We start from the raw sequence: 23,528 nt of genomic DNA on the forward strand, positions 1-23,528 counted from the left end.
TGAGGTCCGGCCTTGCTGAAGTTTTGGAAGAGCGACCGAGAGAAGTTTGAGGAAGAGATGAGTAAGGCCTTCGACGCTAGGAACAAGGGGAAGATCGACGACGCGATAGAGCACTTCATGAAAGCCTACGAGATCGCCACCAAGTCTAAAGAGGAGGAGCTGAGAGGAATCGCAAACTTACCCCTTTCATACGCGTTGGTGTACAAGGCTTTGTCCACAGGCGGACCTAAGGACATCGAAGAGGCCCGGAAGGCCGTCTCGTCTTTGCCGGCAGAGTCCGAGCTCGACCTGGCTTTACCCAAGAAGGTGAAAGCGGGCGAGCTCGCCGAGGACCTCAAGTACCTAGCCCTACTTCGCAGCACGCCCGAGATCGACCTGTCAAACCTGTCCAACTACAGTCCCGGGGACGCGTCGAAGATTGAAGAAGTAGGTAAAATATTCGTTTCCGCTGGCAGCAGGAAGTTCGTTATCGAGGACCTGGTAAAAATCCACGACACTTTCGAGTCTATAGGCTACAAGCTACTGGCTTTCTCAAAGATGATAATCGCTAAACAGCTGGAGGAGGAGGACCCCGACAAGGCTATAGAGGCCTACTCAGAGGCGCTAGGGTATCTCGGATTGGCCGCTAACGTCGACGAATTTGTTAAAAAAGCGAATGACAGGATAAACAAGCTTAGCAAGGCCACTCGCTGCTGGGTCTGCGGTAGGCCTATCCAGGGCGAGGAGGTCCACTTTCTATATCTAGACACCTTCACAACGAAGTACATCCTCAAGAAGTACAGTGGCGAAGACGAGTTGATGATACGCGAAGGTAAAGTAGCTGTTTGCGCCGTGTGCTACGGCACGATATACATGTTGAGCGACAAGATCTCGAAGCGCTACTACGAAAGAGCACTAGAGGAAATGAGGAAGCTCGAAGAGAGGTTGATGGCGCAGATATCGGCTTTAAGGGCCGAGATCGAAATGCTCAGGGTCTCCGTATCCTCTATTAGAGTGGGGTATAGAAGGAGTGGCCCAGACATTTAAATTAAGGTGCTCTAACTGCGGAGCCCCGCTCTCCCAGCCTAAGCCCGGTGAGGAGTACGTTAGGTGCGAGTACTGCGGTTACTGGAACAAGATCGTAGACACGCAGAACTACACTTCGCGGCTGCTCGAAGAAGTCAAGCAGTGGATCTCCAGCATGGTCCCCAGGCAGGTCGTATCCTCGTCTACAGCAGACATGGTCGCAAGGCACCACTTGTTCCAAGCCTACATCGTGCCGAGGATAACCCCGAGACTTGCAACAGCTAGAGCGGAGTTCTACAGGACTATAAGCTTAGGCCTAGTCGATATTAAAGGTCTATTGAGAAGGCAGGAGCCCGGAGACCCAAAGCGTTATTTCGAGGAGTCCTTCAAGCTCTCTGCTTTGAGCGAGCTAGCGGGGTCGGACGAGGACCTAAGCCTCGTGAACACTGCGACCAGCTACTTCAGCGCAGTAGCCTACATCAACAACGCCCTGGTAAACGCAGCAGGCGAGAACTACTCCGAGGCGGCTAAGAACCTCGAGGAGGCAGCGAGGGTGCTGGACTCTATAGGCGAACCCAGGATTGCCCAGAGAGTCAAAGCCGTGAGCGGGGTCTACAGAGCCCTCGCGGAAGTCAAAAATAGAGACCCCACCGCTTCTTCCACCTTGATCGGGGGCCTCGACGCAGTCGACCCCTCCGACAGGCTCGGTGTCGAAGTAGTGAAGGTCGTAGTGGACTGGTCAAATACGTGGCTTCAGCACGGTAGAGACCCGTTTGAACCCTACGTCAAGACCGTAGAGTTCATCAAGAGTTACAGGGGGCTGAGCGGCAGGCCGGTCGATGAGGACTTCGTCGAGCTGTTGAACGAGTACTCGAGGATACACTACGCGAAACTAGGAGCTGGGAAAGTCCGCTACGCGCAGGGGGCAGGGGACGTCCTCGCCCCCTTCTACCTTTCAAAGGTAACCGTCACGGCTGTGACGGGAGGGCTTTTAAGCAAGAAGGGCGAGATGATAGACTTTAACACTCTGTTACCCGCCTCCACACCCTTAACACACCCGCCGGTGATAGACGTAGACTTCGTGTCCAAGGCTAAAGGCAAGGACTTGAGAGAGAAGGTAAAAGCCTTCAACACCTCCTGCGTCGAGCCAGTGGTCAAAGGGCTTAGAGACGACTACCTGAGCTCAAGTCTCCACGTAGTACCGCCGTTGACGCCCAGAAGTGTCGCCGAGAGGTACTACTACGAGTATTGGAAAACGTGGGGGCCCAAGTTCAAGGCTACCAATATAGCAGTAGAGGTCGGCGACTTGGTATACGTCCCCGGCGTGTTAAAAGAGGGCTACGTTGAGGTGTGCGGTGGAGTGATAAGATTGCTTATAAGGGACGCGTCTATGCTGAATAAGGTGGTGGTCTAGTATACCTTTGAGGTACAAACCCCTATACGACTTCCTGGCGCTAGTGTTCGGCCTCATCGCGGGTATCGCCTCATCGTATAACCTGCCAGCGACTCAGTCCTTGGAGGTTGGACTACTAGTCCTCTCTTTGTGGCTCACACTAACCGGGCTTCTGTTGGAGAAGGAGCCCTCGGCGTATGTCTCTCGTAGAACCGTTAGGGGCTCACTCGGTGCAATATTGTTCTCTATTTCGTTAGCGGGCCTCCTGCCTATAGACATGAGAGCGAAGGCTCTTGTGGTTGTTGCGGGGCTCGGCTTTTCTGGGCTATACGCCTACGTGCTCGAGAGAGGCTAACCTGGCGGCCTTATTCTTCAGTTTTTCCACGAAGTCGTCCAAATCAGTCGAGATGACGTACAACCCCTCCGGCTGGTACTCTAGAGATGAGCAGTCCGTCGACGCGGCCTTCGAGAACAGGGTTATTTTACCGACCAATAAGTTGTCCTCCATCTCGACGCAGAGGACGTATCTAGGTTCTCCCCTCTCGTACAGGATAAACAACTTATATTCTCCTTGATCCTCCTCGTAAACCTTGCCGAAAAACTTGCTCAACTTGCTCTTTAGGGACAAGAATCACACCTAGGCCGCGTCTACAAGCCTCCTTACGTCGTCCGGCAGGTCCTGCCCCTTCACGACAACGGCTGAGGCCGGAGGTTTTTTCGTCTTGAACGGGAGGACCACGTAGTTCTGCGGGTTGTTGAAGTCGCCGCTGCTCTTACCCTTCTTACCGAACCTCACTCTGAGTAGTCTAACCTTGACGTAGAATCCGTCGGCTCTCTCGACGTAGATGAACTTGCCGTGTTTAAGCCCCATGGGTAGGCACCTTAAAGTAGTTGATGTATTCAAGGCTTTTAAACAGGCTCCACCGGGTAAATCCGCGGTCTCGCCTACTCCCAGGCGTAGTACCTGCTGACCATGTAGTTAGCCACAAAGCCTGCCAAAATGCCCGCCAATAGACTCGCCGTGTAGTTCACACCGAGCACGATCGTCCCCAAGTAGACTAGAAGTACTTGCGTAACCAGGCTCGCCGCCGATGAGATGTGGAACTTAAGGAGCCTACCGAGGACCTTGCGGGGCTTCTGCTTCGCTAGGTCTACAAACGTCCAGCGTTCGTGTAGATTGAAGTTCCACAGCGTACTGGCCTCGAAACCGACGATCGTCGATACAATGGCGTTAGCGATCCCCAGGTAGTACAGTAGGCTGGCGACAAGAAGGTTCACCAAAGTGCCTGTGAACCCCACGAAACCGAACTTAAACAACCTCAACGGCTCTTTCAAGAGCATTTTAAGAGGCCTCGGGAGCTTACCGACGACGTAGCTGTACATTGTTGTCATGTCAACCTTGTAGTCCACGTAGACGACGTTGCGGTTTTTTGTCGTTGAGCTGTACTTCCCTGCAAACCCGAAAACATCGCGCGGGTCGCCGTAGACCCCAACTACGCCTTTTACGCCCCACGCACCGAGGGAGTCGCACACCGGCTTCAAGGGGGATAGAGCTTTAATAACGATAGTAGCGTCCTCTGTCATCGTGCTAAGCGTTTCAGCGATCTTCGCCGCGTCCTTCTCGCTGACGAACTCGGCTAGGAGAAGGACTTTTTCCGCGACACCCCTACTATGGAACGAACTAGTTTGGCTGCCCTCAGGGCTGTCTAATCCCCTTTTCTGCGAACAATCGACTTTCACAACCTTAATCGGGGCTCTTATAGTGCTCACACCACAGTTTATCAACGGTCGACACCGATATTTTAACATGAACAAGGTGCTCTGCTTGGAAGACAGTTGGGAGAAGCTGATACACGAGATCGCCTCTTGTACAAAATGCCCGCTCCACTCGAGCAGGAAGAACCCCGTCCCGGGAGAGGGCGACGTGAACTCTCCTGTTCTCATAGTCGGCGAAGCCCCCGGCAGGACAGAGGACGAGACGGGTAGGCCTTTCGTGGGTGCTGCTGGACATTTTTTGACAGAGCTACTGCATTCCATAGGGGTGGACAGGAGCAAGGTGTACATAACCAATGTAGTCAAGTGCCGTCCACCAGAAAACAGGGACCCCAGCGACGAGGAGGTCGCAGCGTGCTCGCCTTACCTCGTAAGGCAGATCAAACTACTAAAGCCCAAGGCTATCATCGCGTTGGGGAGGCACTCGGCGAGGTTCTTGTACCAGTTAGCGGGTCTTAAGTGGACTAGCATGACGCGAGAACACGGTAAAGTCAGGTCAGTTGAGATCCTAGGTTTGAAAGTGAAGCTGGTGGCAACGTATCATCCAGCATCAGCCTTGTACAACCCCGGGTTACGCGACGAGATCGAGAAGGACTTTAAAGGGTCGATCAGACAAGTGGTCGAGGAGGCCTTCGGTAAGCAGGCTGAAGGCCTTCTCAAGTACATGAAAAAGTAGCCCCTGCTCTCGTATCAGAGTAACACTGACATATCATAGCATGGGCTCAATCTTGCCGGGTAGTCATCATCAAGATATCATATGGTCGTGTTAGTCCTTTATTTACGTTATAGTGTCGTCGAGAATGTTGGGCGGGCGTGTAGCCGGCTTAAATCTATTAACGGCTTTTAGAGAATATTATACTGCGGAAAAAGTAGGCAAGGTGGTTTTGCTTGAGTAGTACGAGTGATCTACCTTTCAAAGTGCTTGCGGACACTTTTGAGTCCTTGGAGAGCATCACCGCCAGGACTCAGATGGTCAATATCCTAGTCGCACTTTTGAAGAAGACGCCCCCGGAGATCATCGATCGGGTTGTGTACATCATCGAGGAGAGGTTGTGGCCCGACTGGAAGGGCCTGCCCGAGCTGGGGATAGCCGAGAAGTCGATCATCAGGGCTATTGCTGTAGCAACGGGTCAGAGCGACGACGTAGTAGAGAGAACCGCGAAGACCCTAGGCGACCTAGGCAAGGCCGCCGAGTCCCTGATCTCAGCTGTGAGAGAGAAGCAGAAGAGAGCTACTTCGCTCTTGTCGTTTGTGACTACTAGGAAGGAGCTGACGGTGTCTAGGGTCTATGACACGTTTGCCAGGATCGCAATGGCGCAGGGCGAAGGGAGTAAAGACATCAAGATCAGGCTTTTGTCTGGTCTGTTAGCCGAGGCGTCCCCCAAGGAGGCGAGGTACATAGTCAGGTTCGCCGAGGGGAAGCTGAGGCTTGGTGTAGGCGAGGCAACGTTAATGGACGCCCTGGCGGTAGCCTTCGGGGGAGGCTCCTTTGCAAGGCCTATTATTGAAAGGGCGTACAACCTCCGGGCAGACTTAGGCGAAGTCGCGAGAGTAGTAGCAACGAAGGGCATTGAGGAACTGAAGGCTCTTAAACCAGTAGTAGGAATACCGATCAGGCCCATGCTCGCCGAGAGGCACAACAACCCCAAGGAGATACTGGAAAAGGTGGGTGGTGTAGGCTACGTCGAGTACAAGTACGACGGGGAGAGGGCGCAAGTACACAAGAAAGGGGACGAAGTAGTGATATTCTCGAGAAGGCTGGAGAACATCACTCACCAGTACCCCGACGTTGTGGACTACGTCAGGAGGGGCGTCAAAGCGGAGGAGGCTATAGTCGAGGGCGAGATCGTCGCGATAGACCCGGACACGGGCGAGTTCAAGCCTTTCCAGGAGCTGATGCACAGAAAGAGGAAGCACGACGTACAGTCTGTGGTGAAGGAGATCCCTGTAAGGGTCTACTTGTTCGACTTACTCTACCTCAACGGTGTTGACTACACTATTAAACCACTGCCCGAGAGGAGAAGGGCTCTAGAAGAGGTTGTCGAGAAGAACGAGGGTCTTGATATAGCAGAGTACATCACGGTGAAAAACCCTGTCGAGTTGGAGAAGTTCTTCATGGAGGCCATAAGTGACGGTGCGGAGGGGGTCATGGTCAAGGCTGTCCACAAGGACTCGGTCTACCAGGCTGGTACACGTGGTTGGCTGTGGGTCAAGTTCAAGAGGGACTACAGGAGCGAGATGATAGACACGGTAGACCTCGTCGTGGTCGGGGCTTTCTACGGCAGGGGCCGTAGGGGCGGTAAATTCGGCGCCCTGCTCATGGCTGCGTACAACGAGGAGAAGGACGTCTTCGAGACCGTCTGCAAAGTGGGTAGCGGCTTCACAGACGAGGACCTGAACCAGCTACCCGACCTACTTAAGCCCCACACCGTGGACAAAAAGCCGGCGCGGGTGGTCTCGAACATCGAGCCAGACGTCTGGGTTGTACCAAAGCTGGTCGCCGAGATAATAGGTGCCGAGCTAACCCTTTCACCGCTCCACACTTGCGCGGTGGGCAAGGTCAGGGCTGATGCCGGTATCTCTATAAGGTTCCCACGCTTCATCAGGTGGAGAGACGACAAGGGCCCCGAAGACGCCACCACCTCAAACGAGCTCGTCGAGATGTACAAGAACCAGTTGAAGAAAATAGTCGAGAAGCCCGGGGAAGGGGAAGCTACCTAAAACAGATTTAACAGATTTTTCCGCCCTCGGGTGGGAGCACTTGGTGGTGATAGCGGTTTTTACCGGCGTCGCTGGCTCCGGCAAGTCTACTCTGATAGCATCGTACTACAAATGGTTGAAGAGTAGGCTGATAACTAGGGTCGCCGTCGTAAACCTGGACCCTGGCGCAGAGGTGTTACTGTACAGGCCAACCCTAGACATAAGAGGCTTCTTCACGCTGGAGGACGTGATGAGGAAGTTTAGGCTGGGCCCCAACGGCGCGTTCATTAAAGCCGCGGAGCTAGTGGCCGAGAACATCGACAAGGTGTTGTCTAAGGAGCCGTTTAGCAACCTCGAGGAGTGGGATATAGTCCTTGTCGACACACCTGGACAGCTGGAGGCTTTCATCCTCAGGCCGGCCGGTAGCAGGGTGCTACACGAACTCTCGAAAAGAGGCAACACGGTCGTCGTTTACCTGATAGACTCGTCAGTCGTGGAGAACGTTGCCGACGCGATAACTCTGTGGTTATTGGGCTTCCTCGTACAGGTCAAGCTGGGTCTAGACGTAGTGCCCGTCTTGAGTAAGGCCGACCTCGCGAAGAACGTTAGTGCTCTGAAAAGCATAGTAGACAGAGATGCCGACGTTTCACGACTATTCGATACGCTTGAGGCAAAAGGTTTAGTCGAGGACCTTGTCCCGGAGTTCCTTCACCTAGTGAACAAGACGCGAGGCGCCTTCAGGGCTGTGGCAGTCTCGGCTGTTCGGGAGGAGGGGCTAGAGGAGCTACACTTCTTGATACACGAGGCCTTTTGTGGCTGCGGCGACCTGACGTGACGTAGGAGGGCTACGTTTTTATACCGTCCTGGTAAAGGGATAGACGTAGTAAGTAAGGTGTCTTCATGAACCCTGGATTCGGTTTAACGAACTTAACCTCGATTACAGCTATAGAGCTGAGCAAGGCCGAGTGGGGCTCAGCCCTAGTACTACTCTTGGCAGGCATAGCTCTGTTGTTTGCCGGGAGGTTGCTTATCAAGACTATAGTTAGTGTGGGTTTCGGGGTTCTACTCGCCTACCTGGGGCTGAGAGTACTGAGTTTAATGAGGGTGGGCCAGTTAGCTGAGATCGTAGCGGTCTTAGTGTTGTTCGTTATAGGGTTTCTCGTGGGCTGGACGGTCTTCAAGTTGTCTCTATCACTGATCGCCGGTTTAGGCATAGGGTTAATAGCGGGCTCGTACCTTGGGCTTAACCTACTCTACACGCTCTTGTTATCGCTTGTCTTGATCGTGATCATCTACCTTATAGTGGACTACATCATCTCCGTGATAGCGGCCCTAGCCGGCCTGGTGCTGATTTACATCTCGGTAAACTCTCTCGCGGGTACAGAGATCGCGGTCGTATCCGTAGTGCTTATGGCTATTCTCGTGGTCTTGGCAAAAGCGAGACTTAAGAAGTAGGGTCAGAGGCTTGAAGCTGTACAGGCCTAAGTCGGTGGTCAGCAAGTACTACACCGTCCTATTCTCCCTGCCGCACTGGAAAGTACTCGCGGCAGTTATCGTAGTTTTTCTGGTGGCAATAGTCGTGTTAATGGGGCAGGGGTCGTTGCCGTTCTTGACGTACTTCGCTGTCTCCCTCCTTGTACTGTACGTCTACTCACGCCTCTCAAAAGGGACGGTTTTCTGGAAACCTAAGAGGGTTTTGGGGCTGTCCCTCACGGCCTTAATATACGTCCTCATATACGCCTGGCTCCTAGGGAGCTGGGTAGTAGCGGCGGTGGCGTCCGCGTCCCTCCTATCCGTAGTGGTCTTAAGCCTTGATGGAACAAAGCTCGTGCGATACAGCATCCCCGTCGTGATATCGTCGATACCTGTCCCCCTCTACACCGTACTCACCACGTTAAAGAAGGGCCTGATAGCTTACGCGCTGGTAGGGGCTGTTATAGTCGCCGCATTAGACTACGTGGTGTATAGGGTGATCAACAGAAGAAAGATTGGAGGCTACGGTGCCGCAGACATCGGCACGCTATTCTTGAGGAACTGGCTAGACCGGGACAAGTCGATAGAGGAGTTTTTCGAGAGCGTCGGCTCGCCCAGGGACGTAGACCTCGCTGTACTCAGGTCGGGGGACACTCTTCTCGTCTACACTAGCCTACACTACGGTCCGTTCTCTAATGTAGGAAGCAGCCTCCTACCCGAAGAGCTCGAGAGGACTTTTTCCGAGAACTACAACGTCATCGTATTCCACGGCTTCGGCAGCCACGACCGCGACGTCGTGTCGACAAGGGAGTTAGCCAAGCTGAGACCCCACCTGGTCAAACTAGTGAACGAGGAGGGGGAGAGCCTTCTCTACCACGGCGCTTTCGAGATAACGACGAGCGACAAGTGGAGGGTCCTCGGTTTAGTCTTCGACAAACTACTGCTTCTAATGGTGTCGAGGCCCCACGTCGGGATCGACGACCTCCCATACTCCTTCAACCTGAAGTTAAAGGACCTCGTGCTCAGAAGAATGAATAGCAACCTGCTGCTAGTTGAGTCCCACAACTGGGAGAGGGCTGGCAGGGTCGACACCAGCGGTTTAGGAGACGCCCTCGCGAAGGCTGTCGAGGCCGCCTGGGAGACTAGGAAGAGGGATCCCACGTGGCCCATGGTAAGGTCTATATCTGTTAACGTGAAAGCCCCCGGGGTAGTCAAAGGAGTAGCGAGGTTCGTGGAGATCCGGGGTAGCGATGGCAGGGACCCGGTGCTCATGGTCTTCTTCAGGGGGAACAACATGGCGCCCGGGTCTAGAGACCGTTTGTTGAACGCCCTGGAGGGGGAGTTTAACGGTCTTGTAGAGGTTCTTACCAACGACGAGCATACTGAGACCGGTGTCAGGGCTCACATAACTTACATCCCGGTCCACTTGACTGATGAGGCGATACTGCGCTTAAAAGACGGCGTTAAAAGACTTGTTTCGAAGCCGTTCTCGAGAGGGTTGTACATGGCAACGTCTACCGTGAAGCTGAGGCTGTTGAACAATGCCGCATACGAGCTAGTCTATTTACTCAAGAAGAGCTACTTAGAGGCAACGGTTCTACTTCTGTTATACGTGTTCTTTCTATCCCCCTTGTTATCTAGGATACTGTTCACCCTTTTTCCGGCCTAGCCCCTTGCGGACTATCCGCTGGTACGTGTAACAATGTTAACCGTGGAGGGGCACAGGGCTTGAATCAACCGTTTAATATGCTTAAATACCTTCACTAATAGATATCTTTCGTGATAAGGTGCTTTTAATGGAGTTTATTGCTAGGCCCACGACGAGGATCGAGAACATCGTCGCTACCGTAATACTGGAACACGGAATAGACCTAGACCTCCTTGAGTCAAAGATACCAAACATCACATTTAGACCAGACCAGTTCCCCGGGCTGATATTCCGCCTCGACAAGCCTAAGGCGACCGCGCTCATTTTTAGGTCGGGCAAAATGGTTGTAACGGGTACGAAGAGCACCAACGAGCTGATCGAAGTAGTGAAGAGGATGATAAGGATCCTGGCGAGGCACGGTATAAGGATAACCGGTAAACCCAGGATTCAGATCCAGAACATCGTCGCTAGCGGTGACATCCACGCACTAGTAAACCTGGAGAGGGCCGCCTACATGCTCGAGGACAGCATGTACGAACCCGAGCAGTTCCCGGGCCTAATTCACAGGATGAGGGAGCCGCGTGTAGTTCTCTTGATCTTTAGTAGCGGTAAAATGGTTATTACGGGCGCGAAGGAGGAGAAGGAGGTAGAGGAGGCTGCCAAGAAGATAGCCCAGGAGCTCACAGACCTCGGGTGTATAATAGGCCCTAGGCTGGAAGAACAGGAATAAAACCTCTCTTGTAAATATAGCACTCTAGTGATGAAGTGGGCAGCTTCGGAAAAAGAGATGAAGACCTCGAGCTCACACTGACTCTAGAGTTTTTCGAATCCTGTCGCTAGGCGGTCGAGGAACCTTATCCTCTTCGGGATAGGCGGGTGTGTGCTGAAGAACTCTTCGGGGCTGCTAGTCTGAGTCCTCCTCAGCTCGTCGATTACCTCGTCTATGTCAATGCCCGAGAAGTCGCCGGGGGGTCTGGGTAAGAAGGCTGGGTAGTAGGGGTTAGCGTAGGCCTCCGTGAAGGCGTATATGAACAGGGCTCTCAGCTTGCTCTCGCTCAGAGACGCCCTAGCGTACTTGTTGTAGCTGTAGTACACGTGGAGCTTAGCCAGGGCTCTCTGCATGTTCCTAGCGCCAGCCACGCCAGCACCGTGGGCGTCGGCGTAGTACTCCCTCAACCTGCTGAAGGCCAGCACTAGTATTTGCATGAGGAAGCTGAGGATGATAGCCACGACTCCGGCTGCCAGGAACACTATACCCCCGCTACTCCTGTCTCTCCGCGACGAGAGGCCCGAGTAGTAGAAGCTCGCCTGGATCAGTATGAGCCCGAAGTAGTACAGGACGCTGGGGATCAGCCCCATGAACAGCATTATAGCGTTATCGCCGTGTTTGTGGTGGCCTAGCTCGTGCCCTATCACGGCCTTCAGCTCGTCTCTGCTGGTGATCCTAAGCATCTCGCTAGATACCGCAACCCACCTACCGGCGAGGAAGTTCCCGTAGGCAAACGCGTTGGGAGGCCCTTCAACCACCACGGCCTTCGGGGGCTTCTTGAAGCCTGCTTGGCGGGCCACCTCGTCCACGAGCTTCTGAAGCTCCTCGTCTCTACGGGCCCTGTACATTATGTTGATCATCAGCGGTGAGATCAGGTATGTTATCCCGTTTAGGATCAGGACCATGAGGACCACGCCGAGGACCAGTGCGAGGCCGGTAGCCGGGTTGGCCTGGACACCGATAGCAGCTAGTACCAGCCCGGCGAGGAAGAGTAAGCCGGCGACACCGCCTATTACTATGATAGCCCCTAGCAGGAACATCGAGGTTCTCAGGGAGAGTTTTCCACTTATTCTGCTCGCCAGTCTCGGTGCTACGACGTACGAGCCAAGAATCATGACCAGCATGCCGAGGACGTACGCTACCATTATGGAGAGCATTGCCAGGGGGTTGTACCACCACAGCCCGTAGAATATGTTCATCGCATCACCTGACTATCTCAAGAGATGGCTTGCCTGGCGTATAAACCTGACAACAGTCTACGAGGTTTTACAAGGCGCGGGGGCTTCTCGCTGAGACGGATAGGACGAGTACCCAGCCCACTATACTCAAGGTAAGTAGTGTAGATATGCTTATAGGGAATACGATAGAGGCACCGTAAAGCTCTGGTATGTTAGTGAGCTTGTACAGCCTCAGGAGTACACCACCGAGGCCCATGTACCCTATGCTCATGAATAGAAATGAGAGAGGGATTAGTGCTAGCGACATAGACGTTACCACGCCGCCGACAAAACCCGCCAGAACCACCGTGCTCAGAGGCCTCACTACGTGGTCGTCCCAGTACGACGACTTTAAGAAACCCCATAAGTAGTAGAGGCCGACCAGCTGGAGGAGGGAGCCCGTCTCGATGAGAGCAATGCCGGGTAGATAATTGATGATCTCTATGGTTGTCGAGACCCTAAGAGCGTACATGACAATGTGTATTACTGAGGTCGCCGAGATCAATATACCGGAAATCCAGGCCGGTAGGCCTGCTATAAAAAACAGGCTCGCCTTGAAAAGACTCCTGTACATGTTTACAGCTACGCTACGTTTGTTGCCTATCAACTCTCTCACCTAGGGTACCTCGTGCCCTTCAGAAGCAGAATTATGCCAATGATCAAGGAAACTAGCGCTATGACGCTTATGATCACAGCCGTGGTCAAAGGCATCCTAGGAGAGGCTGGCGTCTGGGTTACACCCCCAGTTGTTGTGGTTTGTAGAGGAGGTATAGTCGTGGTTGTCAGCGGAACCGGTGTTTCTGTAAAGGGTGAGATGCGACTGGTCGCTTTGGCACCTATCTGCTCGACTGCCTGCGAGTAAAGGATCGACATAGAGAACGCTGCTAGCGCCTCGTCCAACGAGGAGGCGTTCAAAGCTTCAAGGCCGTACTCGTAGTATATCTGCGCCATTATGGAGGAGTAGTTAGTGCTCGCTAAGAGGCAGAAGGCCTCGTCACCCACAGTTTTCACCAGGTCTCTCGTGATCGCCTGCCCTTGAGAGAACATCTGGTGGAGAGCCAGGCTAGAGTAAGCTGAGGCGTAGATGCTCAGCCCTATTAGGGCGAGTGTGTCGTTGTAGTTCAAGGCCTGCTGGGCGGCCGCGTAGTAGTCACTAGCCAGGGTGAGGCTGTCCACGCTTAAGCCGGTCTCGCTGGAGAGAGTCTGTGCGTAAGGTACAGTAGTCGAGGCTAGAGAGTACAGGGTCATAGCCTGTTGGCTTACTAGGCTCTCGTTAACTAGGGGTCCCCCTTTCAAAGACTCGACGAGGCCCATCCAGTCGCTGAGTAAGCTCGCCTCGCTGTAGGCGTAGGCCAGCAAATAGAGCTGGCTGGTGAGACTAGTCGAGTTGAGCGCGGTGTAGAGCAGTATCTGCGAGTCGTAGTACGAGGCCAGGTTGTCAATAAACACCTCCAGACCGAAGTATGTGAGATCGAATGGCTGTACCTTCTCGAAGAGCTGGGACGCTTCGTTAATTGTGTCATTGACGCTCTTAACGGCGTCATCGAAACTCAGTTTCCCGCTCAGATACTGCGTGAGCCAAAGAGCGTATGTAGAGTAGACTAGTGACCTGAATGCAAACGAGTTCGCTATTATATTCATGTTTAAGGCCAGGTAGTGGGTCGCGTTAGCGGCATAGTTTCTCGCTTGCGTTATCAACCGAACGGCGTAGTCGTAGTAGAGGGCATTCGCTGTTATGTATTTCAACATTGCCTGGGCCTGGTCTAGGTTGTTCGAAGTCTCGTTTAGAGTCTTAAACGTGACATTATTCACTGTGCTTATCACGACGTCGGGTAGGGCGATCTCGGCCTGCTTAGGGCAGACAATAGAATAGCCTGTGAGGTACTGGAATGCCTCTCTGGCAGTCTTAACTTCTACCACGTTCACGCCTAATTCCTGCCCGTACTTGACTAGGTCTATGGTGACGTAGGTGACACGCCTGATTATGCCGAACGGCGTGACCGTCTGGTTTACAACGGGGTACGTGTAGTACCTCTGCCCGTAGGGTATGAGGAACAGCGTGAAGCCCATACTTTTGGCCGCGTCTAGTTTCTCCTTAATCCCGCCGACGGGGCCGATCGAGCCGTCCGGGTTGATCATGCCCGTCATTGTAGCGTACGGCTTAATAGTGGTGTTGAGGAAGAGGCCTAGGAAGCCCACGGTCATAAGCCCGCTGGCACTCGGCCCGCCCACAACCGGCGCGCTCGCCTCCATTGAGACGAAGTAGTCGTAGTCGTAGAAGCTGGCACCGCTAATGCTGGCGGCGACCCAAGCGGCAACGCGGGCTGCTGCCTGGGTGTCTAACTCCGTCAGCGGTAGTGCGGAAAAGTAGACCCGCCCCTTACCCGGGTACGCGATACTCAGTGTTATGTTGGTGAGGATCCCGACACCGCTCGAGCTAACTGCTGGAGCGTGTATTACGACCGTCCTCACGTATTTGTAGCCGACGAGTTCCGAGGACGACATGAGAGGAGATATAAGTACTGCGGCTAGCAAAACGAGGGCCACGATCCGCCCACTGGGCACCATACCACCCGGTTTACTCAGTCGATCTAACTAGAAAAGTAGCGCTAACCCGGTCTAATTAACTTGTTGTCTTTGAGCTAGATCGGCCAGGTGGCAAGCATGTACAAGCTCAAATGGTAAGGGATAAACTTTTATTTGCTGGCCCCTCTAAGCAAAACTTTGTGATGAAGGGATACAAGGGTTGCGAATGGACTGGCTTAGTTCTCTGGTGCCGCAACAGCCGTCGCAGGAGGTGGTTTACGCCCTCCTCTTACTGGGGCTAGTGTTGGGTAGCCTCTGGCTGACTAAAGTGCTCCACCGCGTACTCGTGCTACGAGGAGTTAAAAACAACGTGGCCGTCTACTACAACAGGAAGATCATACACATGCTGGCCGGGGGGGTTACAGCCGCCCTCACACCCTACCTATTCACGTCGCCACTGATCCCGTTCTTGTTCGCGCTAGCGCTGGCGGCTCTCCTGCTTGTCCCTCACAGAAGGGGGCACCTACTTAACTGGTTCCAGACGAGCGAGAACTGGTACGAAGTCAACTTCTGTTTAGCGTGGGGGGCATCCCTTCTAGTAGTGTGGGTGGCCACCTCAAACCCGTTCTACGCTGTAGTGCCGCCGTTGTTTATCTCTTTCGGAGACGCTGTTACAGGGCTTATAAGGAACATGGTGTACGGTCGCAGGACGAAGTCTTGGCTAGGCAATATCGGCATGCTCGCTGTTGCGGCGGTGATAGGCTACCATTACGCGGGTCTGTTAGGTGTTTTAGCCGGCGTTGTAGCCTCGGTAGTCGAGCACTTCGAGTTCCCGCCCTACCTAGACGACAATGTCCTGATATCTCTCGTCTCTACACTAATAATCGTGTCCGGTCACTACCTGTGAGCCCAGTCTCCCTGTGAAGAGCCCTGCACTCTCGCCATGGCCGGTGCTCTTTGTGTGGCATGACTATGTTGGAGCGGCGAGAACAAGTTATTATGCCATGCTAGTCATACTCTACCATTGGGGACGGCGGTTGTACTCCCTAGTAGGAAAGAAGCTGCGGCTCTCCAGGATTCTCAAGCAGGGTAAAGCTGTCGTTTTCGCCTTCGATCACGGTGTTGAACACGGCCCATCGGACTTCCCGCCCGAATCGATCGACCCTAGGAGTATAATATCCAAGGTCGTAGAGGGGGGAGTCGACGCCATCATGATGTTGCCGGCCATGGCCTACCGTACATGGGATATTTGGGCCGGGAAAACAAGCCTGATAGTGAAGCTGACCAGTAAGACGAACCTGAGGCCACCCGACGAGAGGCTTCGGCAGAGCGTCTTCGGCGTTTTCGAGGAGGCGATCGCTCTCGGCGCGGACGCTGTGGCCGTAACCGTGTACTGGGGCAGCCAGTTCGAGGACCAGATGCTCGAGAGGTGGTTCAGTGTAAAGGAGAAAGCGGACAGGTACGGGATCCCGTGTCTACAGCTGGCCTACCCCAGAGGCCCGAGTATCAGGAACATGTACGACGTCGAGGTCGTCAAGTACGGTGTGAGGGCCGCTATTGAGAGCGGGGCCGACCTCATTAAGACCTACTACACCGGCAGCGAGGCGACCTTCAGAGAGGTGGTTAAGGTGGCTGCTGGTACACCGGTCTTGATGAGCGGAGGGCCCGCTAGAGAGAACTTCCTAGACTTCCTACGTGACGTCGAGAGCGTTATGAGGGCTGGGGCCAGCGGTGTTGTGGTGGGCAGGAACGTCTTCAGGCACCCGCACCCCGACAGGGCGGTTAGGGCTATAGCCGCGGTAGTCCACGAAGGCAGGACAGCGGAGGATGCCTTCGAGCTGGTGAAGCAGTCTTGAGTAGCGATAAGGACATAGACCTCGTGGCCGTTGGGCACGCCCTGGTCGACATAAGGCTCGTAGTAAGCGAGTTCCCCCAGCCAGACCAGGAGGCGGACGTTAAGAAGCAGACCTGGGGCGCCGGCGGGTCGGCCGTGAACGTCTCAATAGCCGGGAGGAGGCTAGGGCTGAAGACGTCGGTCATTGCCAAGATAGGCTTCGACAACTTCGGCAGGCTCATCGTGGACGAGCTTCTAAGGGAGAACGTGGACATCAGCGGTCTCAGGATCGGGCTACTCCCCACAGGTGTGACCATCGTGGTGATCGACTCGCGGGGGAACATCATAATGTACGGCTATAAAGGGGTAGCCGAAGAGCTGGCACCCACAGAGGTCAGCGAGTACGTCATATCGAAGAGTAAATGGGTTCACGTGGCGAGCCTAAACCTAGAAACAACTACGAGAGTGCTCGATATAGCCGAGAAACACGGGGTAGCGACTTCCTGGGACCCCGGGCGCCTGATATCAAAGAGGCCCTGGAGCGAGTTAGAGAGAGTCGTGAAGAGGGTGAGAGCAGTTCTTGCCAACGAACAAGAGTACCAGAACATGACGGGGGTAAGCGACTACAAGCAGGCTGCCTCCAAGGTACTGGAGTCTGGGGCAGAGATCGCGGTGGTGAAACGGGGGGAGAAGGGGGCCTACCTCAAGACAAGGGATGTCGAGGAGGAGGTCCCCGCTTTCAGTGTGAGAGAGGTCGTCGACACGACTGGCGCGGGCGACGCATTCGCAGCTGGGTTTATCGCGGGTCTACTGAGGGGTTACAGCTTGAGGAAAGCGCTCTCTTACGCTAACGCTGTTGCAGCCCTTAAAATCACAAGGCTAGGCTCGCACGAGGCACCTAGCCACGAGGAGGTCGTGGACTTCATCTGGGAGAAAGGAATTGTATAAATTTAATCAACCTTTTAAAAACTGTTAACCAGGAAAAACTTAGTCTGGGGTAGGGGTTTTAGAAAAAGGTTAAAACTTACGCCTCTATGAGATATAAATATGGGTGTAGTAAATGAGTAGCCCTGTCGCGAAGGTATCGTATTTACTCCTACTAGCGATCCTGGTAGCCCCACTCGTATCTTACACAGCTAGCACCCTGGCACCCACGCCGATCACGCCTCCAGCGTCTACTACGGGCGTAACGCAGGAGATACAAGCTGGTAACTACACATATGCGGCGACGATCGAGCCAGCTATAGTGGTGTTCGGTGGTAAGGTCTACGTCCCCTACATCAACGTCTCTAACCCTACATATGCTGAGGGCAACGTGAGCCTGTATATATATGACCCGGCGACCAATACTGGCACACAGCTCGCAGTCGACACCTCCGGTTTAGCTATTGACGTGAATGCCGTAGCCGGCAAGGACTCGATTCTGATAGCTGTGACGGAGTTTCCTAGCACAGCGAGCTACAGGGACTTATACGTATACCTGTACAACGTTACCGAGAAGATGCTTGTAGGCCCCTTCACAGTATCGGCTACTAAGTACTACGAAGAGTACCCCGTGGTTGCCTACAACCCTATCGTAGACATGTACGCGGTAGCCTACTTCCTCTCAGGCACTACAGCGTCGCCTCTGCCAATTACGCAGTTCAATGTCACTTTATTGAAGTTCTCGGGCGACACTGTTGTGACCAACATTACATTAGGGCCGTTCACGACTATTGGGGCAAACATCAGTTACACGACCGTTTCGCTGCAGATCGCCCCGTTCCTCAACGGCTTCGTATTCATGCACCAAATAGTTAACAACACTGACACAACTAACAGGGACATAGCTATACACTTCATAAAGCCAGACGGGAGCTACGTAGACTTGCCCACAATAGTCACACCTGGCGAGAACGAGACCCTTGGCGACGTACTGTACATCTACAACCCGACCACGCAGAGGAATAGCACAATCTACAGGCCTTACGGCTACACAGTCATTAACAACAACTTGTACGTGGCTGTGTATGCCTACGGCTCCGGAATGGTCAAACTACTGAAGATAACTCCGACCTTGACAGTCTCGTACATCAACGTCGACGTCGGTCTGAGACCACACGTGGTCTCGGGCCAAACCACGTTCGCCGTCGCCTACATCAAGGGAACCAGTATTACGACAGGGTATCCCGTGGCTGTGATATACGATGCTAGGACAGGCTCCGTAGTCAACTCCGTTATACTGTCGGCAGGAGGCGGGAGCTCCTTCATGAGCCCCCAGAACATGCCGTTCCTGTCCTTCTCGAGAGGCTTCTACGTGAGTACATGGCTGGCCAACAAGCCATCATCTATTTTCGCGTTCGCGTTCGACGAGCTGGGTAGCGGCGTCATGGTGTCCTCGCCCATCATCCTTACAACCGGCTTCAACATGACACCTCTAGGTCTGAGGACTATCGGATCCAACTTTGTAGTAGTGTACTCGGGCGTCAACTCGACTTACACCTCCACACTTAACATATACATGGGAACTATAGGCGTCGACCTACCAACCTCGACTAGAGTCGCGGTCTTGTACGACCCGTTGGGAGACGACTTCGGGGCCGGCAACATAACTTACCCGACGAACTCCGTCTTCCAGCCCGGCGTCTTCGACTTGAAGGCGTTCTACCTGTACCAGGACTCGAACTACTGGTACTTCAAGGTACAGGTGAACAACCTGGGCGACAACCCCTGGTCCGCCCCAGCCGGCTTCTGCCTACAGTACGTCCAGATATACATTAAGACGACTGCGGCAATGCCTGTCAACTCGACGACCTTCGGTTTAAACGTCTCGGTCTATCCAGGGTGGCATTACGCTCTGTTGCTAGCGCCGGGCTGGGGCGACACGCCGGTACCAGACGGCCAGGTCTCAGCGATATACGACTCCTCCGGCAGCCTAGTAGCCGACGCTTACCACAACTCTACGGTGTTCAGGGTCACTGTGGACCCGATAAACAACACGGTTCTGGCCGTTGTCTCGAAGAGCGTCTTCAAAGACACACTCGTCAACTACTGGTACTTCTCTATCATGCTGGCGGGCTACGACGGCTACGGGCCTATGAAAGTTAGACCTATAGTAGCTGGGCCTGCTCAAGACTGGCAGTTCGGTGGAGGCGATTCAGCCGCGATCAGCGCGGGTGTACAGCCGCTCGCCATAGACGTTCTGCTACCCGCAGTCGACCTACAGAAGTCCATGCTGTCGTCTTACAGCGTCTCGCCGCCACAGTTTGCTACAGTATACATGGTTACACTGACAGGGCAAGTAGTGTCGCCAACCACCACCTCACCCACTACCACGACTACTACGACGACCACACCTACAACTACACCGACCACGACTCCTACAACAACCCCCGTGACAACTACTACGACGACCACGACTACTACTGTATCGCCGACTCTAACCCCTACCCCTACCCCAACTCCGACTCCAACTCCGACACCTACCCCGACACCTACTCCAACACCCACACCAACCCCTACCCCAACAACTCCACCTCTCAAGCCACTTGGCTCTGTGACAGACCCCGTTGGCGACGATAAGGGCTACGGAGGCCTGAAGTACCCGACAGCCGACGTGTTTAAGCCCGGCGTGTTCGACATAACCAAGTACGCCGTCTACACTGACGGGCAGTACCTGTACTTCAAGACCACCTTCAAGGACCTGGGCGGCAACCCGTGGAACGGCCCAACCGGCTTCTGCCTGCAGTACGTCCAGGTATACGTGCTGACCACGGACACCACTCTACCGAAGAACACCACGACATTCGGCCTCAACATAACTGTTGGTAACGGCTGGAACTACGCGATCCTCCTAGCGCCGGGTTGGGGCGACACGCCGGTACCAGACGGCCAGGTCTCAGCGATATACGACTCCTCCGGCAGCCTAGTAGCCGACGCTTACCACAACGCAACCCTATTCAAGGTCTACGTCGACCCGGCTGACAACAACACGATCGTCGCCCAGGTTGCAGTGAGCCTGTTGAAGGACTCAGCTAACGCCGACAAATGGGTCTACCTGGTAGCGGTGGTCAGCTACGACGGCTTCGGGTACATGAAGGTAAGGACTGCCCAGCCCGGAGACCCAGGCCAGTGGGTGCTGGGAGGCGCCGATCCCAAGGCCGTCTTGGCGGGTGTTCAGCCTCTAGTCATTGACATCGTGGCCCCAACAGCCCAGGACCAGTACAGGATGCTTAGTAGCTACGACACCGCTACAGGGAAGTTTGCTGTAGTGTACGGTGTGAACCTGAAAGGCGAGCTCGTCTCGCCTACACCGCCTCCAACCATGCCGTCCGTGCCCATCACCACCGTCACATTGACCCAGTCTACGACAACGACTGTCACGCAGACCGTGACTCAAACCGCCACCGCGACCGCCACGACCACCTACACGACCACCTCGTACGAGACGACCTACGACTACACGCCGACTATGGCTATCGGAGGAGTCCTCGTAGTAATAGCCTTGGGTCTACTAGCCGGGATCCTGAGGAAGAAGTAGGGGAAACACACAAACCTTTTTTCCCAAGCCTTCACCCCCCGTCTCAACTTTTAAACCCCCAAGTACAGAGTAACTGCCTGAGTGATGAGGCCGACATAAGCAGACCATGTGAAGAAGGGTCGATTGGCTGACTACTCTCAGAACTCGCATAAGGCCTGTAACAGCACCGGGTTTTCGATGTGGACTAGTGTGACAATGGAGTTGTCAAACCTGTACTCGCTAAGCCCTATGAGCTTTTCGTGCCTGCTGATGTCGGCCTCTGACAGGGCGAGGCCCGTGTAGCTCGTCTCGACCCAGGCTACAAAGCTCGCCTCTTCTAGGACGCCGTACTTCCTGATCAGTGGGGACAGGTAGTCTTCTCTCGACAGTGAAAACGTTGTACCCGGGTGGTACGGCCCCGTGGCAGGCAACACTACTAGCTCGCCACCGCCGGTCAACGGCATCCTTAAGAAGACAGGCATCTTCCCCCCGAAGCAGCGTATGCTGGGGTGCTCGTGCCCTATCACGACATGGCTGTAGCGCGAGGGGTCTACGTCCAAGTGGCCGTGGGTGATGAGAAACCCGCTGCTGGTCTCGATGGAGTCGACGATTAACACGCCCCTTTCCTCGAGAACCCTCTTGACGAAGTTGTCGTGGTTCCCTCGGACGACCGTAACCTCGTCGACGCCGCCTTCTCTTATAAAGTCGATCAACCTCGACACCTCCTCCTTCTCCTGCCTCAGTAGCCTGTCAAAAGCGTGTTTCAGGTCCCCGTTTATGATGACCCTACCCGGCCTCCGAATCTTGAAAGCCCTCGCGAGCATCTCTACGGTGCGCCTGAACTGGATCCTGGGCAGGAACACGCCAGCGTACCCGCTCCTCCCCCTCAGGCTGTACTCAAGGCCCTTCGCAGCGGCCTCTTCAAAGCCGAGGTGGAGGTCCGACATGACCAGGGCGTTCAGCTCGCTCAAGTAGGCGAAGGGGAGCCCGGGGTAGATGTACAGCCCGTCGACTAGCTTGTAGAGGCTAGGTGTAGTCTCGACCAGGGCCAGACACCTTTCAGAGTCGATCAACTGGTCAAAAAATCTTATTACTCTTAACGCCTGAAGCGTATCCTGGGAAGCAACCACGAAGAGGCGGGTTAAATATAAAAGCCCCGTTGATTTAAGGAATTGGGAGGGTGGGCCCGTAGCTCAGCCTGGTAGAGCGGCGGGCTCTTAACCCGTAGGTCCCGGGTTCAAATCCCGGCGGGCCCGCTCCTCATTCTCTCTCGTAAACGTAGGTTAAGACTCCCAGTATCAGTGTTACGGAGCCTAGCACGAAGAGAAGGATCGCCGGTATAACGAGGATAGCGTGGGGGCGTGTCTCGAACGAGGTCCTGTAGTCGAACACGAGACTACCCGGGTCAGCGACTTCTATGTAGATGTTCGAGTCGTCGAAAGACGATGTCGTACTCCCTCCGGGTGGGATACTCAGGTTTATCGAGGACATGTTGCTAGGAGTGATGGCTACCCTGACACTGGTATTGCCTCGGTTGTGGATAGTCAAGCTACAGGGGGCTTCAAGGGGGACTGTTTCGTTGAGCATCGAGAGCAGGTGGAAGAAGCGGGGAGGGTTTGAGACGAGTACGTCGAAGACAGACTCCTTGGTTACAAGGACCTCTCTCGACGCCTCTATAGACAGCAGGTTCGAACCCACGAGTAGCGCGATCGCGACGATGAAAAAAGTTACTGAAGTCCTCAATCTTCCACCTGGCAAACTGGTTTCAGTGTCAATAAATACTAACTCTCTCATAATCCTTAAAATGTATCGAGACGACGAGGTCTAAACATGCCCGTTAAGAAAAGCCGGAAGCAGGCCCGCCCGCGTACTCTGAAAGCCGTGCTCGTTAAACCAGTAATAGTTTACCTTCTTCTAATCGCCGTCCTGTGGTTTACCCCGCCGGTGACCCTGAGTAGTGGGGGGGCGTCCGTTTCTCTGAGTTACGAGGATGTTTACTACTGCTTCTATGTTGAGAACGTGACTCTCTACTTACAACCCCAAACAAGTAGTCCGCTCGACGTACCGGTCTACGTGTACTTATACACGGGCAACTCTTCAGCAGAGTACAAGCTGGCGTCTTTCAGGTATTACACAAACCTCTCTTTCTACGACGATATCGGGGGCACGTGTATCCGCATCAACAAGAGTACGGCCGGTGTATCGTTGAACACGGGCTTACGTATACTGGTGAAGCTCCCAGGCTTCTATCTAGCCCCGATGCCGCCTAGCGGAATGGTGAGCTTTGGTAACGGGAGTTACCTACTCCTCTTCCACCAGGCCGGCTACGCGACTGCCTACTCGAATCTCTCAATCTACATCGATAGCCCGGTTGTCACTGTGACCAACAATCTAGGATTCGACGTGTACGGTGTATTGAACGCGGTCTCTACTAATGGAACGCCCGTCCAAGAAAAACTGTATCTGCGACCACGCTCCTCTACGAGCATTCACCTCATAGGGAATTACACTGCCGTACACCCCGTCTTGTACGCCCGTGTGCTTTTCCTGACAGCGAGAGTTGACAGCTCTTCAACGTATTTGTCTCTAAAAGACAATATGCCTGTTATCGCAGGACTACTAGCAATTCCAGTGGCGTTGTACACTTATTCTAGGTGGAAGACAAGTAGGTGAGTCGATCAAAGCACAAAAT

At 54.1% G+C, this 23,528-nt stretch carries 22 protein-coding genes and 1 tRNA gene; 15 read left to right on the forward strand and 8 right to left on the reverse strand.

All coding sequences use genetic code 11. The features are described 5' to 3' along the window. Nucleotides 1-12 precede the first annotated feature (12 nt). The 3 genes from WLZ34_RS04910 to WLZ34_RS04920 are packed head-to-tail and all read left to right on the forward strand — an operon-like array spanning nt 13 to nt 2,753. Entirely contained in the window at nt 13-1,026 is a 1,014-nt protein-coding gene (locus WLZ34_RS04910) for a hypothetical protein (RefSeq protein WP_434730963.1), read from the forward strand. Further along, the gene (locus WLZ34_RS04915; RefSeq protein ID WP_434730964.1) at nt 1,010-2,419 is read left to right on the forward strand and encodes a hypothetical protein; all 1,410 of its coding nucleotides are present in this window, start codon (nt 1,010-1,012) and stop codon (nt 2,417-2,419) included. The genes WLZ34_RS04910 and WLZ34_RS04915 overlap by 17 nt, the downstream gene beginning before the upstream one ends. A 7-nt stretch (nt 2,420-2,426) precedes the next feature. Beyond that, nucleotides 2,427-2,753 carry a hypothetical protein gene (locus tag WLZ34_RS04920; RefSeq protein WP_434730965.1) on the forward strand — a complete coding sequence of 109 codons (327 nt, stop codon included), beginning with the start codon at nt 2,427-2,429 and terminating at the stop codon, nt 2,751-2,753. Here WLZ34_RS04920 and WLZ34_RS04925 read toward each other — a convergent pair. The 3 genes from WLZ34_RS04925 to WLZ34_RS04935 form a co-directional block, all read right to left on the reverse strand. Beyond that, the gene (locus WLZ34_RS04925) at nt 2,724-3,026 is read right to left on the reverse strand and encodes a hypothetical protein (protein ID WP_434730966.1); all 303 of its coding nucleotides are present in this window, start codon (nt 3,024-3,026) and stop codon (nt 2,724-2,726) included. The genes WLZ34_RS04920 and WLZ34_RS04925 overlap by 30 nt on opposite strands. Before the next feature lie 9 nt (nt 3,027-3,035). Continuing rightward, a complete protein-coding gene (locus WLZ34_RS04930) occupies nt 3,036-3,269 on the reverse strand; it encodes a DUF5622 domain-containing protein (protein ID WP_434730967.1) in 234 nt (77 codons plus the stop codon). Nucleotides 3,270-3,343: 74 nt separating this feature from the next. Beyond that, the gene (locus WLZ34_RS04935) at nt 3,344-4,168 is read right to left on the reverse strand and encodes a GtrA family protein (RefSeq protein WP_434730968.1); all 825 of its coding nucleotides are present in this window, start codon (nt 4,166-4,168) and stop codon (nt 3,344-3,346) included. A 37-nt stretch (nt 4,169-4,205) separates the two neighbouring features. Between WLZ34_RS04935 and udg the strand changes: the two genes are divergently transcribed. From udg to WLZ34_RS04965, 6 genes are all read left to right on the forward strand, one after another. Continuing rightward, nucleotides 4,206-4,847, forward strand: a complete 642-nt coding sequence (gene udg, locus WLZ34_RS04940; protein ID WP_434730969.1) for a type-4 uracil-DNA glycosylase — start codon at nt 4,206-4,208, stop codon at nt 4,845-4,847. Between the two features lie 212 nt (nt 4,848-5,059). Next, entirely contained in the window at nt 5,060-6,892 is a 1,833-nt protein-coding gene (locus tag WLZ34_RS04945; protein ID WP_434730970.1) for an ATP-dependent DNA ligase, read from the forward strand. Nucleotides 6,893-6,935: 43 nt separating this feature from the next. Beyond that, nucleotides 6,936-7,706 carry an ATP/GTP-binding protein gene (locus WLZ34_RS04950; protein WP_434731939.1) on the forward strand — a complete coding sequence of 257 codons (771 nt, stop codon included), beginning with the start codon at nt 6,936-6,938 and terminating at the stop codon, nt 7,704-7,706. A 65-nt stretch (nt 7,707-7,771) separates the two neighbouring features. Then, nucleotides 7,772-8,326 carry a hypothetical protein gene (locus WLZ34_RS04955; protein ID WP_434730971.1) on the forward strand — a complete coding sequence of 185 codons (555 nt, stop codon included), beginning with the start codon at nt 7,772-7,774 and terminating at the stop codon, nt 8,324-8,326. A gap of 10 nt (nt 8,327-8,336) precedes the next feature. Continuing rightward, complete coding sequence (locus tag WLZ34_RS04960; RefSeq protein ID WP_434730972.1) at nt 8,337-10,013, forward strand: DUF2070 family protein; 1,677 nt, start codon at nt 8,337-8,339, stop codon at nt 10,011-10,013. A 127-nt stretch (nt 10,014-10,140) separates the two neighbouring features. Next, entirely contained in the window at nt 10,141-10,722 is a 582-nt protein-coding gene (locus tag WLZ34_RS04965) for a TATA-box-binding protein (protein ID WP_048163455.1), read from the forward strand. Nucleotides 10,723-10,805: 83 nt separating this feature from the next. Here the strand turns inward: WLZ34_RS04965 and WLZ34_RS04970 are convergent, their stop codons facing one another. From WLZ34_RS04970 to WLZ34_RS04980, 3 genes are all read right to left on the reverse strand, one after another. Continuing rightward, nucleotides 10,806-11,960, reverse strand: coding sequence for a zinc metalloprotease HtpX (locus WLZ34_RS04970; protein WP_434730973.1), 1,155 nt, complete (start codon nt 11,958-11,960; stop codon nt 10,806-10,808). Nucleotides 11,961-12,027: 67 nt separating this feature from the next. After that, on the reverse strand, nt 12,028-12,585 hold the full coding sequence (locus WLZ34_RS04975) for a hypothetical protein (RefSeq protein ID WP_434730974.1): 558 nt from the start codon (nt 12,583-12,585) through the stop codon (nt 12,028-12,030). A gap of 5 nt (nt 12,586-12,590) precedes the next feature. After that, nucleotides 12,591-14,543 carry a S16 family serine protease gene (locus tag WLZ34_RS04980; protein WP_434730975.1) on the reverse strand — a complete coding sequence of 651 codons (1,953 nt, stop codon included), beginning with the start codon at nt 14,541-14,543 and terminating at the stop codon, nt 12,591-12,593. A 187-nt stretch (nt 14,544-14,730) separates the two neighbouring features. Between WLZ34_RS04980 and WLZ34_RS04985 the strand changes: the two genes are divergently transcribed. The 4 genes from WLZ34_RS04985 to WLZ34_RS05000 all read left to right on the forward strand — a co-directional run bounded on the left by WLZ34_RS04985 (nt 14,731) and on the right by WLZ34_RS05000 (nt 20,857). After that, nucleotides 14,731-15,411: a dolichol kinase gene (locus WLZ34_RS04985; RefSeq protein WP_434730976.1), complete on the forward strand. Its 681-nt coding sequence runs from the start codon at nt 14,731-14,733 to the stop codon at nt 15,409-15,411. A gap of 97 nt (nt 15,412-15,508) precedes the next feature. Further along, a complete protein-coding gene (gene fba, locus WLZ34_RS04990; protein ID WP_434730977.1) occupies nt 15,509-16,360 on the forward strand; it encodes a class I fructose-bisphosphate aldolase in 852 nt (283 codons plus the stop codon). Continuing rightward, nucleotides 16,357-17,286 (forward strand): carbohydrate kinase family protein, encoded by a 930-nt coding sequence (locus WLZ34_RS04995; protein ID WP_428727508.1) that lies wholly within the window; start codon nt 16,357-16,359, stop codon nt 17,284-17,286. The genes fba and WLZ34_RS04995 overlap by 4 nt, the downstream gene beginning before the upstream one ends. Before the next feature lie 112 nt (nt 17,287-17,398). Continuing rightward, nucleotides 17,399-20,857, forward strand: a complete 3,459-nt coding sequence (locus WLZ34_RS05000) for a glucodextranase DOMON-like domain-containing protein (RefSeq protein ID WP_434730978.1) — start codon at nt 17,399-17,401, stop codon at nt 20,855-20,857. Between the two features lie 137 nt (nt 20,858-20,994). On the opposite strand, the gene WLZ34_RS05005 is transcribed toward WLZ34_RS05000, so the two are convergent. After that, entirely contained in the window at nt 20,995-21,909 is a 915-nt protein-coding gene (locus WLZ34_RS05005; protein WP_434730979.1) for a metallophosphoesterase, read from the reverse strand. Nucleotides 21,910-22,018: 109 nt separating this feature from the next. Between WLZ34_RS05005 and WLZ34_RS05010 the strand changes: the two genes are divergently transcribed. Further along, a tRNA-Lys gene (locus WLZ34_RS05010) sits at nt 22,019-22,092 on the forward strand. Nucleotides 22,093-22,096: 4 nt separating this feature from the next. Here the strand turns inward: WLZ34_RS05010 and WLZ34_RS05015 are convergent. After that, nucleotides 22,097-22,579 (reverse strand): hypothetical protein, encoded by a 483-nt coding sequence (locus WLZ34_RS05015; protein WP_428727497.1) that lies wholly within the window; start codon nt 22,577-22,579, stop codon nt 22,097-22,099. Nucleotides 22,580-22,666: 87 nt separating this feature from the next. Here WLZ34_RS05015 and WLZ34_RS05020 point away from each other — a divergent pair, with 87 nt between their 5' ends. Next, nucleotides 22,667-23,509 carry a hypothetical protein gene (locus WLZ34_RS05020; RefSeq protein WP_434730980.1) on the forward strand — a complete coding sequence of 281 codons (843 nt, stop codon included), beginning with the start codon at nt 22,667-22,669 and terminating at the stop codon, nt 23,507-23,509. Nucleotides 23,510-23,528: the final 19 nt, after the last annotated feature.

This window comes from Thermogladius sp. KZ2Tp1, assembly GCF_051131135.1.
Taxonomy (GTDB): Archaea; Thermoproteota; Thermoprotei_A; order Sulfolobales; family Desulfurococcaceae; genus Thermogladius.

Coding starts and splice junctions, on each gene's coding strand:
- WLZ34_RS04930 (WP_434730967.1), bottom strand. CDS start 3,269: ATGGGGCTTAAACACGGCAAGTTCATCTACGTCGAGAGAGCCGACGGA.
- udg (WP_434730969.1), top strand. CDS start 4,206: ATGAACAAGGTGCTCTGCTTGGAAGACAGTTGGGAGAAGCTGATACAC.
- WLZ34_RS04955 (WP_434730971.1), top strand. CDS start 7,772: ATGAACCCTGGATTCGGTTTAACGAACTTAACCTCGATTACAGCTATA.
- WLZ34_RS04965 (WP_048163455.1), top strand. CDS start 10,141: ATGGAGTTTATTGCTAGGCCCACGACGAGGATCGAGAACATCGTCGCT.
- WLZ34_RS04970 (WP_434730973.1), bottom strand. CDS start 11,960: ATGAACATATTCTACGGGCTGTGGTGGTACAACCCCCTGGCAATGCTC.
- WLZ34_RS04985 (WP_434730976.1), top strand. CDS start 14,731: ATGGACTGGCTTAGTTCTCTGGTGCCGCAACAGCCGTCGCAGGAGGTG.
- fba (WP_434730977.1), top strand. CDS start 15,509: ATGCTAGTCATACTCTACCATTGGGGACGGCGGTTGTACTCCCTAGTA.
- WLZ34_RS05000 (WP_434730978.1), top strand. CDS start 17,399: ATGAGTAGCCCTGTCGCGAAGGTATCGTATTTACTCCTACTAGCGATC.
- WLZ34_RS05020 (WP_434730980.1), top strand. CDS start 22,667: ATGCCCGTTAAGAAAAGCCGGAAGCAGGCCCGCCCGCGTACTCTGAAA.